Source organism: Rathayibacter sp. CAU 1779 (assembly GCF_054551755.1).
Map to the genome: position 1 here is coordinate 2,305,358 of NZ_JBTOLK010000001.1, position 15,868 is coordinate 2,321,225.

A 15,868-nucleotide genomic window follows, 5' to 3' on the forward strand; every position below is an offset into this window, starting at 1 on the left:
CCCTTGAAATGCGGTCGAGGGAGGGTGCGGAATGAAGCGTTACGAGATCCGCCTTCCCTATCCGTTCTCCGAACGCCTCGCCGCCGCGTTCCCCGAGATGGAAGCGGTGCAGATCGCCCCTTCGACGACGATTCTGGTCGGGACTCTGCGTGACCAGAGCGAGCTGCACGGACTGCTGGCACGCATCGCCGACATGGGGCTGGAGATCCTCGAGGTGCGTCAGGACAACTGAGCGCTGCCCGTCGGCGTAGCGGACGACCCGCTCGGTGTGCATCTGCCCACGATCAGTCGGACGGTCGCGCACTTTCGGGAGGAGACTCGTGCACCTTCGAGTGGAGGATCGGGCACCTTCGGGAGGAAAGTCGGGCACTCTCGGCGCGGGGAGGGGAGTACGCGGGCGCGTGGTGCAGTGCGGGTCAGAACTGGCCGATGCCCTTGCCGATCACCACGACACCGATCACGAACATCAGAACGGCCATGATCGTGGCGTTGTTGTCGGTGAGCCAGCCGCGCAGGGTCTCCAGAGGTCCGCTCATCTGCTTGGAGGCAGTGAGGTAGGCGACGACGGGGATCAGGATCGAGCACGCCGCGATCAGCACGAAGACCACGATCACGATGACGATCTGCCACACGGCGATTCCGGACGAGCCGATGGCGAGCCCGGCGCTCACGGCGAGCAGGAGGTTCTTCGGGTTGACGGCCGACAGCAGGATGCCGAGCACGAATCCGCGCATGGCCGTCATGGTATCGATCGCCTTCATCCAGGCGGGAAGCTTCGGTTCCTCGCCCAACTTGGGTCGACTCCGCCACTGCCGGATTCCGATCAGGAGCAGCAGCGCACCGAGCACGATGTCGATCACGCCAACGATCGGATGCGTCGCATCCGGGTCGCTCGCCGGAAGAATCGACGACAGAGCAGTGAACACGATGACTGCGACAGTGATGCCCACCACCCAGCCCAGCAGGAAGCCGATTCCCGTGCTCTTCGCCTTCGGGGAGAGCAGCAGGAGGATGGCGGCGATCATCGGAACGGGACTGATCGCGATGCCGATCGCGAGGGGCAGGGTGCTTCCGATGACGGGTCCCATGGCAGCCTCCGATCGGCGGTCCGACTCAGTAGACGCTAATCGCGCTCTCAGCAGACGCGGTCCTCCGTTTCGGGTGATAGACACGAGCCGGCTCAGGGGTCGGAGGGGCGATCGTTAGCTTTGAGCACCGACGGAGGGGGTTCGATGTCGTGGTGGCGTAGTCGCAAGACGGAGACCGCTCCGAAGGAGCCCGCGGTCGACGACCAGGAGCTACGGCCCGCCCCGGCGCTCCCGCGTGCCGACGCCATCCTGCTCGGGCTTGCCGGCGGCGTCGTCACCGCGGTCGGCATGTACTGGCTGCGCGGATTCCTCGCCCCGGTGCTGCTCGCGCTGATCCTGACCGTGTGCGTCCATCCGCTCCGCCGCGCGCTGGAGAAGCGGGGCGTGTCGCGTGGCCTGGCGACAGGATCGGTGATCGCGACCGTCTTCGTGCTGCTCGCGGCGTTCGTCACAGCCCTCATCGTGGCCCTCGCACAGTTCGCCGCGCTGCTCCCGCAATTCGCCCCGCAGCTCGAGGAGATCGGCAAGACGATCGGATCCTGGCTCAAGTCCGTCGGATTCGATCAGGCGCAGGTGCAGGCGGTGGTCTCGGGATTCGATCCGTCGCGGCTCATCGGTGCGGTGGGCGGGATCCTCGGCAGCGTCGCGAACATCACGTTCGGGCTCGTCGTGATTCTCACCTGTCTCATCCTGATGGCCGTCGACGCCAGCGCGCTGTCCGCGATCTCGAAGCAGGTGGCGACTCACCGTCCGAACCTCGTGGCGGCGATGTCGGGATTCGCCGTCGGGGTGCGCAAGTACATGGTGGCGACGACGGGCCTCGGCATCGCCCAGGGTCTCCTCAACTGGGCCGCCCTCGCGATCATGCAGGTGCCGGGCGCGTTCCTCTGGGGAATGCTGTCGTTCCTCTGCAGCTTCATCCCGAACATCGGGTACTTCATCGCGATCATCCCGCCCCTCGTCTTCGGACTGCTCACCGGCGGCTGGGGCGTGTTCATCGCGATCATCGTCGTGTACGGCGTGATCAACTCCGTGGTGCAGTCGATCATCCAGCCCCGCGTCGTCGGCAACGCGGTCGCGCTCAGCCAGACCATCACGTTCGTCTCCGTGCTGTTCTGGGCGGTCGTGATCGGCCCGATCGGCGCGATCCTGGCGGTGCCGCTCACGCTGCTCGTGCGCACCATCCTCATCGACTCCGACCCCCGGGCACGGTGGTGGCGGCCCATCATCGGCGACCTGCGTGACACGCAGCCGTACATCGCCGAGGAGACGGCTGCGCTGAAGCGCAGCAGGCAGGAGGCCAAGGCGATCAAGCGCGGCAAGGCGCCCACCGCGTCCGCGTCCGAGAGCTCCACGGATGCGTGACCCGGCCGAGAACACCGCCTCGCGTTCTGCCCGCGGCGGCTTCGGGCCGGGAGCCCGCGTGGTGCTGGTGCTGGCAGCATCCGGTGTCGCGATCGTGTGCCTGTGGCTCGGACGCGACCTGATCGCTCCCGCCCTGACCGCGCTCGTCATCGTGGTGGCGGTGCATCCGGTGCGCCGCGGCCTCGATCGTGCGGGAGCCCCGCGCTGGGTGGGCACGACGGCCGTGATCGCCGTCGCGTACGCCGCGCTCATCGTGATCGGCGGCATGATCGTCTTCGCCGCCGTGCAGTTCGGTCACCTGGTGGGCGATCAGAGCGCCGCGCTCGGATCGGCCACAGCCTCGTTCGAGTCGTTCCTGGAGTCCATCGGCGTCGACGCGCACTCGACCTCGGGCATCGCAACGGCCGTCGATCCGAAGGCGCTTGCCACCGTGGCGGCCGGGATCGTCCACGCCGTCTTCTCGACAGCCCTCGCGTTCTTCTTCGTGCTCGCCTACCTCATCTTCATGGCGGCCGACGGATCACGCGTCTCCGAACTGCGAGACGAGTTCGGTGACAGGCACGGTCCGCTGCTCGACGCGCTCGGCGGGTGGGCGCACGGCGTGCGGGCGTACTTCGTGGTCAACTCCGTCTTCGGTGTCGTCGTCGCGCTGCTCGACGGCGTGGTGCTTTGGGCGCTCGGCGTTCCCGGCGTTCCGATTTGGATCGTGCTCGCCTTCGTGACGAACTACGTGCCGAACATCGGCTTCGTCATCGGCATGATCCCGCCGACGGTGCTCGCGCTCATCGCGGGCGGGTGGCCGCAAGCGCTCGGCGTGATCGTGGCGTACTGCGTCATCAATGTCGTGCTGCAGGAGCTCGTTCAGCCGCGCTTCGTCTCCACCACGGTCTCCCTCGGCCTGACCCTGACCTTCTTCTCGGTGCTGTTCTGGACCGTCGTGCTCGGCGCTGTCGGCGCCATCCTGGCCATCCCGATGACACTGCTGACCCGAGCGCTCGTCGTGGAGATCGATCCGGATGCGCGGTGGTCGCGGTGGATAACGGGCGACCGGCGACGCGCATCCGGGTGAGGTGCAGCGCGTGGCGCAGCATGGCGTCGCACTAATCGGGTGATTGGGCCGCAGGCAGGGCGGGGGCGGGACATCCGCTCTTAGCGTGAGCTGTGCGACGCGGGCTGCATTGCGTCGTGACACCGAGCGATCCATGCACTGGGGAGGATGCGGATGCCACGGGAATTCAGGGGCGACATCAAGCTCGACGTTCGGGACTCGACGGCCGACTGGCCCGCGTTCCTCTCGGACCAGGCGCCCACGGGGTCGCCGAACGTGTTGGTCGTGCTCTACGACGACACCGGGCAGGCCGCATGGTCGCCCTACGGGGGTCGCATCAACATGCCCACGATGGACCGTCTTGCGAAGAACGGACTCACCTACGCGCAATGGCACACGACGGCGTTGTGCTCGCCCACGCGGTCGACGTTCCTGACCGGACGCAATCACCATGCGAACGGGTTCGCATCCATCTCGGAGTCCTCGACCGGCTTCCCGGGCTACAACTCGCACATCCCGCCGACGAACGCGACGATGGCGAACGTGCTGCGGGATGCAGGCTGGTCGACGTTCTGGGTCGGCAAGAACCACAACGTGCCGATCGACGAGTGGACGGCTGGCGCGAACAAGAAGAACTGGCCGCTCGCGCAGGGCTACGACCGTTTCTACGGATTCGTCGGCGGCGAGACGAACAACTGGTATCCGTCGCTCGCCGAGGACAACCATTACATCGATCAGCCGTACCTGCCTGAGGACGGTTACCACCTGTCGAAGGACCTCGCCGACCAGGCGCTCAAGATGATCCGCGACGTCAAGCAGACCGAGCCGGATCGTCCCTGGTACCTCTGGTTCTGCCCCGGCGCGAACCACGCGCCGCACCACGCGCCCCAGGAGTACATCGACAAGTACAAGGGCGTGTTCGACGACGGATACGAGGCCTATCGCGAGTGGGTGCTTCCGCGGATGACCGAACGCGGCATCCTGCCGGAGGGCACCGAGCTCACCGAGCTGAACCCGATGCCGCCTGGGACGTTCAGCGAGACGGATCTCGTGCGGCCCTGGGCCGAGCTGAACGACGAGGAGAAGGCGATGTTCTGCCGTATGGCGGAGGTGTACGCCGGCTTCAGCGAGTACACCGATGCGCAGGTGGGTCGGATCATCGACTACCTCGAGGAATCGGGCCAGCTCGAGAACACTCTGGTGATCTATGCGGCGGACAACGGGGCATCCGGTGAGGGATCGCCGAACGGGTCGGTCAACGAGGGCAAGATCTTCGGTGGCTACCCGGATGACGAGGCCGAGAACCTGCGCATGGTCGACAAACTCGGCTCGCCGGAGACGTACAACCACTATCCGACCGGATGGGCCGCAGCCTTTTCCACCCCGTACCGCATGTTCAAGCGATACGTGTATCAGGGCGGCATCAGCGACCCGTTGGTCATCTCGTGGCCGGCGGGCATCAAGGCTCGCGGCGAGGTCCGCACTCAGTACCACCACTCGACAGACATTGTCGCGACCATCCTCGACGTGTGCGGAGTGGAGATGCCCGAGGAGTACAACGGCGTGAAGCAGCGTCCACTCGACGGGGTGTCGATGCGTTACAGCTTCGACTCGCCGGAGGCCGCCACGACGAAGCCCGTGCAGTACTACGAGATGTTCGGCAACCGCGGCATCTGGCAGGACGGCTGGAAGGCTGTCACCGAGCACGGTCCGGTGAGCGGCATGAGCGGCTTCGACCACGACACGTGGCAGCTGTTCCACACCGATGTCGATCGGTCGGAAGCGCATGACGTGGCCGACCAGTATCCCGAGAAGGTCGAAGAGCTGAAGGAGCTCTGGTTGTCGGAGGCGAAGCGCAACGACGTTCTGCCCTTGAACGACCTGCAGATCATCGGCAACCCGAAGGACTTCGAGACCTTCGTCGCCATGGAGTTCCACCAGCCGGCACCGCCGTCCGGACAGTTCATCTACTACCCGGGTACCAGCGAGGTTCCCGAGCGCAGTGCCGCGAACGTGCACGGCGGCTCGTACAAGATCGCCGCGGAGGTCGAGTTCACGCCCGACACGCAGGGTGTGATCTTCGCGCACGGCTCGCGGTTCGGCGGGCACGCACTCGTGGTCAAGGACGGTCAGGTGCACTACGTGTACAACTTCCTGGGCATCCCGCCGGAGGATCACGTCTCCGCACAGGTCCCGACATCGGGCAAGCACATCATCGGTGTGGAGTTCGTGAAGGAGGGCATCGGCCAGTACCGCGAGCCGAAGGGTCCGGTGAAGCTGTACATCGACGATCAGCAGGTGGGAGAGAAGCAGATCCGCACTGTGCTCGGGCACTTCTCGCTCTGCGGCGAGGGGCTCACGATCGGTCGTGACAGCGCCGACCCGGTGTCGGACCTGTACGGCTACGGGTTCGATTTCTCCGGGGGCACCATCGAACGCGTCGTCTTCGACATCGCGGATGACGCGTACGTCGACCTGGAGGCACATCTCGCGGCGGCGATGGCGCGCGACTGAGCCTTGTGCCGATGGCGCCGCCCTCGCGAGAGATCCGCGCGGACGGCGCCATCGCCGTATTCAGACCACTGCACCGAGGAGGATGGCGTGACCGAACTCGAATCATGGCGTGACGGGGACACCAAGAGGCGGATCGTCGAATTCGTCGAGAACGTGAGCACGGGCGACAACGCGGTGCCCGTCGAGCAGCGCATCGCCGTCTTCGACAACGACGGGACCCTGTGGACCGAGAAGCCCATGCCGACGCAGCTCATCTATGTGGTACAGCAATGGCGCAAGCAGGCCGATGCGGATCCGTCGTTGGCGCAGAAGCAGCCATACAAGGCCGCAGTGACCGGTGACCTCGGCTGGCTGGGCGGTGCCATCGACAAGCACTACGCAGGCGACGACGACGACCTCCGTCTCATCATCGCCGCCGTGGCCGGCGTCTCTTCCGATGCCAGCGTCGAGGAGTACGCGACGTCGGTGGGCGAGTTCTACGCCACGCAGAAGCATCCGATCCTTGGCACCTCGTTCGCGGATACCGTGTACCGGCCGATGGTCGAGCTGTTGCGCTACCTCGAGGCGCACGGATTCACCGTGTACATCGTCTCCGGCGGCGAACGCGACTTCATGCGCCCCATGACGCAGGAGTACTACGGGATCCCGCCGGAACGCGTCGTGGGAACCGCACTCGGCCTCAGCTATGACGAGGATTCGTCCGACGTGCGCTACACAGCGGCGCTCGACTTCTTCGATGACGGTCCGCAGAAGCCCGTGCGCATCTGGTCGCGGATCGGCCGCCGTCCCCTGCTGGCGGGCGGCAATTCGAACGGCGACATGCAGATGCTCGACTTCGCCCGCGCGAACGGCGGGCTGGCACTGCTTGTGCACCACGACGACGACTCGGGCCGCGGCGACGCGCCGTACGACAAAGGGGCCGAGAACGCGCTGGCCGGAGCGTCTGCTCGCGGCTACACGGTCGTGAGCGTGAAGGACGACTGGTCGACGGTATTCCCCGTTCCGAAGCAACGAGCATGACGTCGCTCGCCCGACCGCGCTCGACCACCGGCCGTTGGCTGTTGCCGACGCTGGCCGGATATCGCCCTGGCAACCTGGGATGGGATGTCCTCGCCGGCCTGTCCGCCGGTGCCGTCGTCATCCCCCAGGCGATGGCGTACGCCACGATCGCGAACCTGCCGGTGCAGGTCGGGCTCTACACCTGCATGGTGCCGATGCTGGTGTACGCCATGCTCGGCGGCTCACGGGCGATGAGCGTGTCGACCACCTCGACCATCGCCACGCTCACCGCCACGACGCTCGTCTCGGCCGGCGTGGCGGCGTCCACCAAGGACCCCATCTCCGATCTCTGCATGCTCACGCTGCTCGTCGGCGCCATCCTGCTTTTCGCGCGGCTGCTGCGTCTCGGCTCCGTCGTGGAGGCCATCAACAAGCCGACCATCATCGGCGTGCAGGTCGGCGTGGGGGCGACGGTCGCTGTAGGCCAGCTGCCGAAGCTGCTCGGCGAGACAGGGAACGTGAGCGGCCACGGGTTCATCCGCTCGATCATCGCCGTCGTCGAGGCGGTCCCGCACGCCAACTTGCCCACGATCATCCTCTCGGCGGCCTCGGTCGCCGTGCTCTTTCTGCTGAAGTATTTCGCGAAGCGGGTGCCAGGGCCGCTCATCGTGGTGGCCGCAGGCATCCTGCTGGCCGCATTCACACCGCTGACGGATGCCGGTGTCAAGCTCATCGCCCAGGTGCCGTACGGCGTTCCCCTGCCGACGCTGCCGTCGTTCACGCACATCGTCGGACTCATCCCCGGCGCGTTGGCCATCGCCGTGATGGCGTTCCTGGAGTCGACGGCCGTCGCGCGCGGCATCAGGGAACCGGGAGAACCGCAGATCGACTCCAATCGGGAACTCCTCGCCACGGCGGTCGCGAACGTGGCCGGCGCGTTCTTCCAGGCCATGCCGGCGGCAGGCGGGTTCTCGCAGAGCGCAGTGAACAAGAACGCGGGCGCGCGATCGCAGGTGTCCGGCCTCGTGACGCTGGTGCTGGCCATCCTCGTCGCCGTGCTGCTCGCGCCCGTGCTCAGCCTGCTGCCCCAGGCCACGCTCGCCTCGCTCGTGTTCGTGGCGGTGGTCGGTCTGATCGACGTGAGGGCACTCATCCGATTGGCCACGCTCAGCAGGCGGGACTTCTGGATAGCCATCGTCGTCGCGGCCCTCGGCCTGAGCGCCGGACTGCTCATCGCTGTCGCGGCGGGGATCGTCATCACGTTCGCCCTCGTCATCCGCGAGCTCAACAGGGTCAACGTCGTGCAGCGTGAGAAGCGCGGCGAGGTGTTGGCGCTCGCGGTGGAGAGTGCGGTGTACACGGTCAACGTGCTGGAGACCGAGAACCGCGTTCTCGCGCTCACGGCCGCCGCCCAACCCGTGCGTGCGGTCGTGCTCGGGCTCGGCCGGATGCGCATCACGACAGCGACCGTCCTGGACGGGCTCGAGGATCTCGACCGCGAGCTCGACGGGGTCGGCGTGCGTCTCCTGCTCGCGCACGTGCAGCCGGGAGCAAGGGAGCTGCTCGAGAAGACGGCGTGGTTCACGGGGCTCCTCAATGAAGGACGCGTCTACGACACGATCAGGGATGCTCTCGAGCATGGCGGCGAGACCCTGAGACCCGAGTCGGTCCCGGGGACAACGGGCGAGGGCGCGGATCCGGGTTCGGAACGGCCGACGGAATCGCGACCAGAGCCCCATTCCGAGGCAGGCCAGGAACCGCCGACAGAGTCGCGATCAGAACCACCGCTAGAACCGCCGTCAGAACCGCCGTCAGAACCGCCATCAGGGACGTCCTCCGAATCGCGCCCTGAGCCGCGCCACAGGCGCTGACGTCCGAAGGGCCGATGGGTCGTCTCGCACTCCGCCTACGCCGGAGGCGGGACCTCCGTCGTCACTCGGCGAAGAACAGGATCTGCTCCCGCGTGTACTCCCGACCGGGATGCGCGTCCCGCAGATGCTCCCGAGTCGCCTCGACGACCTCGTCCTCGCTCTCGCCCTCGAGAACGGCTCCGCATGGGCAGACGACCTGCATTCTTCTCTCCTCGCGTCTCGTGAGTGCGGTGCACCCGGTGCGCATCGCCTGCTCGGCAACAACGGATGCCGCGCTCGGCGACCGTCATACCCTCAGCATCGGCGGAACGCAGGCGACCATCATGCGCCACCGGACGCCTGAAGGCCCACAACGGCGCTCTCGACGACTCGCCCGCCGCGGTCGTAGTCGCTCAGCGTGAATCCCGGCTGCTCCGCTTCGCGCACGGTGAGCCCAGGACTCCCCGCAAGCAGGCGCCTGGCGATCATGTGGTCGCCCGGTCGGTTGACGGTCTCGACCGCGACGAGTCTGTCGTCCCTGAAGCACAGCACAGCCTTCTGCCCGGCATCCACGGCGGAAAGGTCCACCAGCCGGTCATAACCCTGGGAGAGGCCGGCGATCTGCAGTTTGTACTCGCCCTGGTCCGACCAGAACCACGGCAGTGCACCGTAGTCGTCGGCTTTGCCCATCAGACGCGCTGCGACATGTCTGGCATGGTCGGCGGCGTTCTGCACCGATTCGAGCCGGATCGGAACCCCGCCAAGGTGTCGGCAGGGAAAGCTCACGGCGTCGCCGACGGCCGAGATGTGCGGATCCGCGGTGACGAGCTTCGCGTCCACTCGGATGCCGTTTTCCACCTCCAGCCCTGCGGCCTCGGCCAGGGCGGTGTTGGGAACGACGCCGATTCCGGTCACGACGATGTCGGCATCCAGGGTGCGGCCGTCGCCCGTGGTGACGCCGGTGACCCGGCCGCCCGATCCGTCGATGCTCGTCAGGCCCTGCCCGAAGTCGAAGCGCACGCCGCGGCGCTCGTGAGCGACCCGGAAGAACTCCGCTGTGGCATCCGTGAGCGCTCTGCCCATCGGCCGGTCGGCGAGTTCGAAGACGTGTACCGTGGCCCCGAGGGCTGCGGCCACGGAGGTGAACTCCAGGCCGATGAATCCCGCGCCGACGACGATCACGTTGCTGCCGGGATGCAATCGCGCGGCCAGGGAGTCCGCGTCGGCCTTGGTGCGCATCCCGGTCACGCCGTCGAGGTCGCTGCCCGTGAGCTGCAGGTTCCTGTTGCGTGCTCCGGTGGCCAGCACCAGGTGGTCATAGGTCAGTTCGGCTCCCGACGCGGACGTCACGGTGTGAGACGCCCGTTCGATGCCGACCGCGGCGTCGTGCAGAAGAGTCACGCGCTGATCCTCGTACCAGCGTTCCTGTCGGTGGGCAAGGCGCCGCTCGTCCAGCGTGCCCAGCAGGTAGCCCTTCGACAACGGCGGACGTTGGTAGGGGAGTTCCGCCTCGTCGCTGAGGAGTGTGATGGAGCCGTCGAATCCGTGTTGCCGAAGGGACGCAGCCGTCTGGTAGCCGGCCTGCCCGGCGCCGATGATGACCACGTTCGAGATCGACACGCGACCCTCCTCCTTTGCTGCGAGGAGCAATGCGGAGGGCGATCGTCGCCACCGTGTCGCTGCTCGAAGCTCGTTGCTCGAAGTCCGTTGCCGAACCGGTGGCGGCGCCCTCGCCTCGTCTTCATCGACGGTGGCGGCTGCCACGACTATTACTAGAACATACCTCTAGAATTGCGCTCCGACAACGGTTGGTCATCGGGATGGGTGTCGGTGAAAACCGGCAGCCGGGTGCCGTCGATTCCGGATGCGGCTACCCTCGCTTGTCAGGGAACGTGAGCGCCCGCACGGCTCGCGCCCATGCAGGGTGTCTCGGCCGGAGCGGGTGCTCGGGCACGAGGGTGTTCCAGCACGAGAGGGGGCCGGCAATGGCCGAGGAGACCACATCCCACGCGCGTGCGCCGTGGAAGTGGGGCAGAACCGGGGTGACCCAGAAGGTGCTCCTCGGCGCGGCCCTCGAACTCTTCGTGGAGCGCGGCTACGCCAAGACCAGCGTGGATGACATCGTGCAGCGCGCCAGCTCGAGCACCGGTAGCTTCTACCACCATTTCGGCGACAAGAGCGGCATCTACCTGGCGCTCTGGGACGACTGGATGGACCACCAGGAGGAGGCGGTCTCCAAGGCGATCCTCGACGCGCGCGGGCAGGGCGAGACGGACACGTTGCAGCTCTTCAAGGCCGGTGCCAAGGGGTTCCTCGTCGCCAGCTGGAAGCAGCGCAGGACGGGCCGGCTGTTCAGCATCCAGGACGGCCCGCCCGGATTCGACGTCACAAGTCGCGTACGCCGTGACGAGTGGTTGGAGCAGAACACGCTGTTCCTGCACGCCTCCAGCGATCCGATCGCCCGCCTGACGGTCTCCGTCATGACCGCCGTCGTCGCGGAGGCGAGCCGCGAGGTGATGGCGAGCAAGAACCGGCAGGCGGCCGACGGGGTGATCGAGGCGACTCTGGCGATGATCGAGCGTCTGGGACTCGACGGCATGAGCGTGGACGACGACACCTACCGGTGATGCTGCAACCGGGCAGGCATGGCGTGTCTCGTCGCTTCGCATCGATGGTGCAGAATTCCTGGCGCTTGGTGCCGCTTCCGTCGCCGGAATCGGCACCAAGCGCCAGGAAATCGTCGCAGGTGAGGCGCCGGGCGACGACGAGGCGGGGTGCCACTGAACGTCGGGCGAGTGTGGCGGCTAGCGCGCGTTCAGCACGATGCGGCCTGGCACCCCGCCAGCCTTCAGCCTGGTGAGGCTCTCTTCGACGACAGCTGCCGACAGCTCCGCGCTCGTGATCGGCGGATGGGGGAGCGCGCCGCGCTTGGCGATGTCCACCAGCTCGCGCAGGTCGTCGAGGGTGCCGACATAGCTGCCCTCGATGGTCATCGCGCGCAACGGCAGGAGCGCGGTCGGGACCAGAAGGTCGCCGCCGAAGAGGCCGACCTGCACCATGCGTCCCCCCTTGCGCACGATGGCGAATCCGACGGGTGCGGTGCTCGAGCTGTTCACGAAATCGATGACGGCCGCGACCTGTCCGCCCGCGGTTGCCATGATGGTGCCGGGCAGATTCTCGGAATCGGCCGACACGGCATCCGTGGCTCCCAGCTCGCCGGCGAGCTCCAGGTTGCGCTGTTGAAGGTCGACGGCGATGATCCGTTCGTGGCCGAGCGCGCGGAGAGCGGCGATCGCCATGAGACCGACGCCTCCGGCCCCGATCACCACGACGGGTGCGGCGGGGTCGCCGGGCAGCACCTTGCGTGCTGCGCTGAACGAGGTCAGGCCGGAGCACGCGAGCGTCGCAGCCCATGCCTCGTCCAGACCTTCGATGTCGACGAGATAGCGCTCGTGCGGTACGAGGATGGTGTCCGCATATCCACCGTGTGCATCGATGCCGAGCGCTCGCGGCGACGCGCACAGATTCTCGCGCCCGGCCTGACACTCGGCGCAGGTGCCGTCGCCGATCCACGGGTAGACGAGGCGGTGGTCGCCCACCTGCACGTCGTGCACGTCTGGACCGATCGCCTCGACCACGCCAACGGTCTCGTGTCCCATGACCACGGGGTAGGTCATGCCTTCCCCCATGTCCAGGTGACCGGCTCGGCCGAGGTCGAAGTATCCGTCTCGCAGGTGCACGTCGCTGTGACACACGCCGGAATGGATGACCTTCAGCCGCACCTGCGACCCCTCGGGCTCAGGGGTGGGCAGCTCGACATCGACGATCGAGCGGTCCTGAGGGCTCAGGACGGCGAATGCATGCATGAAACCTTCTCTTTCGTGGCTGGAGACGCTCGTTCGTGACGAGGCGGCGCTTTCGTGGCTGGGTGGTGCGGCGGATATGAACGCGGGTCAGTTGCGGCGCGGGATGACGACGCGCATCTCGTCGTACCCCTTCACGAAGTTGTTGAAGCTGAATGTGGGCTCGTCGACAACGACGATCTCGGGGAACCGGGCGAGGATCTCTTCCCAGATGATCCGCAGCTGGAGCTCCGCGAGCCGGTTGCCGAGGCACCGGTGGATGCCGAACCCGAAGGACAGGTGCTGCCTGGGGTTTTTGCGGTCGACGATGTAGTCGTTCGGGTTCTCGACCTTGTCCTCGTCGCGATTGCCGGAGACATACCAAAGCGCAACGCGGTCTCCGCGGCGGATGAGCTTGCCGCCGACCTCCACGTCCCGCGTCGCCCGACGCATCATGTGCGTGAGCGGTGTCTGCCAACGGATCGTCTCCGAGACCATGGACGGGATCAGCGCCGGGTTCGCGCGCAGCTTGTCGTATTGCTCCGGCCACTTGTTCAAGGCGTAGACCGATCCGGTGATCGTGTTGCGCGTCGTGTCGTTGCCGCCGACCAGCAGCACCACGCCGTCACCGAAGAGCTCGGCGAAGGTGAAGTCCTTGGCGTGCGGGCTGTGCGCGAGCAGCGAGATGAAGTCGACGCGCGGCTCGTGCGAGACACGATCCTGGAACATGGCGAGGAATGCGTCGGTGAACTCGGAGATGACTGCCGATTTCTCCTCGTCGGTCTTCACCGGCCGGTCGGGGCCGGGCACCATGGTCATCACGTCCGACCAGAACGTGAGCTGGCGGCGATCCTCCTGCGGGTAGTCGAAGAGCGTGGCCAGTGTCATGGCGGTGAGGTCCTTCGACACCCTGTCCACCCAGTCGAACTCCTCGCCGATGGGCAGTGCGTCGAGGATGGCACCAGCCCGCTCCCTGATCAGCGGCTCGAGCGACTTGAGCGTGGCGGGCGCGACGCCGTCGGAGACCGCGCCGCGATGGATCTCGTGATCGGGCGGATCCATGCTGAGCAGCGATCGGATGGAGCGCTGCTCGCCCTCGTCGGCGGCATCCATGGGCTCCGGTCCTGACTCGTCGTCGTCGGCCAGGACCCTGCGACCGCGGTGCGGCGATGGCTCGTCGGTCTCGGATCCGGGGTGCAGCACGATGCCGGCATCGGCAGAGAACGTCTCGTGGTCCGTGTCGGCGGCGACGATGTCGTCCCATTTCGTCAGCGACCAGTAGTCGCCCTGCTCACTGAACTCGGCGGCGGTGAAGTGCACAGGGTCCTCGTTGCGGAGCCGCTCGAATTTCCACCACATCTCCTGTACGCGGAACGAAGCGGGATCGCCGGGATCCAGTTCGTTCAGCGGCAGCGAATAGATGCGCTCGCGCGCGGCGAGCTGCTCGTCGGTGAGGCCGGCAGTGGGGTTGGGCACTGCGATTGTCATAGCTCACATCCGTTCTGGCGTTGCGTAGTTGGCTCGGAGTGCGACGGGCATCGCGAGGCAGGGCACCCGCGCGACGCGCGGCGATCAGCTGTCGACGACCTCGACGATCAGGCCGTCCATGGCGTCGTCCACGATGATCTGGCACGACAGCCGGCTGGCGTCGGTGACGTCGAAGGCGTTGTTGAGCATGGCCTCCTCGGTGGGATTGCGCTGCCCCGTGACCTCACGCCATTGCGGTTCGACATGCACGTGGCACGTCGCGCACTGCGCTTCGCCGCCGCAGTCCCCATAGATGCCGGGGATGGACTCGTTGACGGCCACTTCCATGAGCTTCCAGCCGACCTCGGCCTCCACCGCTCGTTCCGTGCCGTCCTGCAGGACGAAGGTGACGCTCGCCATCGTCGCTCCTCTCACCGTTGAGACGAGGCCACCACGCGTTGTCGCGACGTAGATGAACGAGTGGCTTCGTAAGAATTCCTAGAATGTACCTCTAGAATTGCGCTCTGACAAGGGTCGGCGGGCGGCTCGGACGCTCTCGATCGCCCCGCGTGAGCGCCCCGTTCTGTTGACAGCAGAGCACCGCGAATCGTCCCGTCGGACGGACCCGTGTGCCGGCGGATTCGGCTGACGATCTGCGACTGCGCCGTGGCCGTGCCGGTAGTGGAATCGCCGCAGCGAAGCGCAGGGAAGTACCGCGGCTCGCGCTCACAAGAGCTCAGGCGAGGACCGACGCGTGCCCGGCGGGCGCAGCCGGATGAACGGTTACGCCGCCGGGGTCAGCGGCCGAGCAGCTGAAGCAACTCGTCGTGGACGGCGCCATTGGTCGCGACCGCGCTGCCGTCCCAGAGCGCCGGACCGCCGCCGGCAGCGGTCAGGCGACCCCCCGCCTCCTGCACGATCGGGATGAGCGCCGCGATGTCGTAGGGGTGCAGCCGGAATTCGGCGACCACCTCGATGAGGCCCTCCGCGAGCAGCGTGTACGCCCAGACATCCCCGTACGCCCGGTCGCGCCACACCGTGCGAGTCAGCTCGATGAGGTGGTCGAGGTGCCCAGCGTGATCCCACTGCTGGATGCTCTGGTAGCTGATCGCGGCATCCGCGAGCCTCCGGATGCCGGACACCCGTAGCCGTGACGGCTGGCCGCCGCCCTCCGACATCCAGGCGCCTTCTCCGGTCGACGCCCACCACCGCTTGCCGAGCGCCGGTGAACTTGCGACGCCGACGACAGGTTCTCCGTCGACGACCAACGCGATGAGCGTGCCCCACATGGGCAGACCGCGTTCGAAGCTGTGCGTGCCGTCGATCGGATCGATGATCCAGATGCGGTGAGCCGATCGCCCGTCCTCGCCGGATGTCCCGTATTCCTCGCCGAGCACCGCGTCGTCGGGACGCTCGGCCGTCAGGAGCTCGCGGATGGCGCGCTCGACTGCCTGGTCGGCATCCGTGACGTGGGTGCGGTCCGGCTTCGTGGTGATGTGCAGGTCGTTCGCGCGGAAACGCGTGCCGGAGATGGCGTCGGCGGCGTCGGCGAGACGCAGGGCGAGGGCGAGATCGGCGGCGTGATCGGTCACCTGCGCAAGCCTAGCGAGGCCCGCGACGCCGTCGTGCGCGTCGCGGAAAGAGGATGACGTGATCCGGGTGACCGCGTGATATTTCCGGCCGACCCGCGATCCC

The 15,868-nt window shown here is 67.0% G+C and carries 14 protein-coding genes; 7 read left to right on the plus strand and 7 right to left on the minus strand.

All coding sequences use genetic code 11. From position 1 onward, the window contains the following. Positions 1-31: 31 nt before the first annotated feature. Complete coding sequence (locus ACX9R5_RS10550) at positions 32-232, plus strand: hypothetical protein (RefSeq protein ID WP_459408925.1); 201 nt, start codon at positions 32-34, stop codon at positions 230-232. Positions 233-416: 184 nt separating this feature from the next. Here the strand turns inward: ACX9R5_RS10550 and ACX9R5_RS10555 are convergent, their stop codons facing one another. Continuing rightward, a complete protein-coding gene (locus tag ACX9R5_RS10555) occupies positions 417-1,088 on the minus strand; it encodes a GAP family protein (protein WP_459408926.1) in 672 nt (223 codons plus the stop codon). 144 nt (positions 1,089-1,232) lie between these two features. Between ACX9R5_RS10555 and ACX9R5_RS10560 the strand changes: the two genes are divergently transcribed. The 5 genes from ACX9R5_RS10560 (at position 1,233) to ACX9R5_RS10580 (ending at position 8,885) form a co-directional block, all read left to right on the plus strand. Next, positions 1,233-2,453, plus strand: a complete 1,221-nt coding sequence (locus ACX9R5_RS10560) for an AI-2E family transporter (protein ID WP_459408927.1) — start codon at positions 1,233-1,235, stop codon at positions 2,451-2,453. Next, complete coding sequence (locus ACX9R5_RS10565; RefSeq protein WP_459408928.1) at positions 2,446-3,522, plus strand: AI-2E family transporter; 1,077 nt, start codon at positions 2,446-2,448, stop codon at positions 3,520-3,522. The genes ACX9R5_RS10560 and ACX9R5_RS10565 overlap by 8 nt, the downstream gene beginning before the upstream one ends. A gap of 153 nt (positions 3,523-3,675) precedes the next feature. Next, on the plus strand, positions 3,676-6,015 hold the full coding sequence (locus tag ACX9R5_RS10570; protein WP_459408929.1) for an arylsulfatase: 2,340 nt from the start codon (positions 3,676-3,678) through the stop codon (positions 6,013-6,015). An 87-nt stretch (positions 6,016-6,102) separates the two neighbouring features. Then, entirely contained in the window at positions 6,103-7,035 is a 933-nt protein-coding gene (locus ACX9R5_RS10575) for an HAD family hydrolase (protein WP_459408930.1), read from the plus strand. Beyond that, positions 7,032-8,885, plus strand: a complete 1,854-nt coding sequence (locus ACX9R5_RS10580; RefSeq protein WP_459408931.1) for a SulP family inorganic anion transporter — start codon at positions 7,032-7,034, stop codon at positions 8,883-8,885. Before ACX9R5_RS10575 ends, ACX9R5_RS10580 begins: the two co-directional genes overlap by 4 nt. Before the next feature lie 61 nt (positions 8,886-8,946). Here ACX9R5_RS10580 and ACX9R5_RS10585 read toward each other — a convergent pair whose 3' ends face one another. Then, positions 8,947-9,087 (minus strand): DUF1059 domain-containing protein, encoded by a 141-nt coding sequence (locus tag ACX9R5_RS10585; RefSeq protein WP_459408932.1) that lies wholly within the window; start codon positions 9,085-9,087, stop codon positions 8,947-8,949. Between the two features lie 119 nt (positions 9,088-9,206). Beyond that, on the minus strand, positions 9,207-10,484 hold the full coding sequence (locus ACX9R5_RS10590) for an NAD(P)/FAD-dependent oxidoreductase (RefSeq protein WP_459408933.1): 1,278 nt from the start codon (positions 10,482-10,484) through the stop codon (positions 9,207-9,209). Positions 10,485-10,849: 365 nt separating this feature from the next. Between ACX9R5_RS10590 and ACX9R5_RS10595 the strand changes: the two genes are divergently transcribed. Then, entirely contained in the window at positions 10,850-11,491 is a 642-nt protein-coding gene (locus ACX9R5_RS10595; RefSeq protein WP_459408934.1) for a TetR/AcrR family transcriptional regulator, read from the plus strand. A 177-nt stretch (positions 11,492-11,668) separates the two neighbouring features. On the opposite strand, the gene ACX9R5_RS10600 is transcribed toward ACX9R5_RS10595, so the two are convergent. The 4 genes from ACX9R5_RS10600 to ACX9R5_RS10615 all read right to left on the minus strand — a co-directional run bounded on the left by ACX9R5_RS10600 (position 11,669) and on the right by ACX9R5_RS10615 (position 15,765). Next, positions 11,669-12,730, minus strand: coding sequence for an alcohol dehydrogenase (locus ACX9R5_RS10600; RefSeq protein ID WP_459408935.1), 1,062 nt, complete (start codon positions 12,728-12,730; stop codon positions 11,669-11,671). Positions 12,731-12,817: 87 nt separating this feature from the next. Continuing rightward, positions 12,818-14,194, minus strand: coding sequence for a cytochrome P450 (locus tag ACX9R5_RS10605; RefSeq protein WP_459408936.1), 1,377 nt, complete (start codon positions 14,192-14,194; stop codon positions 12,818-12,820). Positions 14,195-14,278: 84 nt separating this feature from the next. Beyond that, positions 14,279-14,593, minus strand: coding sequence for a 2Fe-2S iron-sulfur cluster-binding protein (locus ACX9R5_RS10610; RefSeq protein WP_459408937.1), 315 nt, complete (start codon positions 14,591-14,593; stop codon positions 14,279-14,281). A gap of 377 nt (positions 14,594-14,970) precedes the next feature. Further along, positions 14,971-15,765 carry an inositol monophosphatase family protein gene (locus tag ACX9R5_RS10615; protein WP_459408938.1) on the minus strand — a complete coding sequence of 265 codons (795 nt, stop codon included), beginning with the start codon at positions 15,763-15,765 and terminating at the stop codon, positions 14,971-14,973. Between the last annotated feature and the right edge of the window lie 103 nt (positions 15,766-15,868).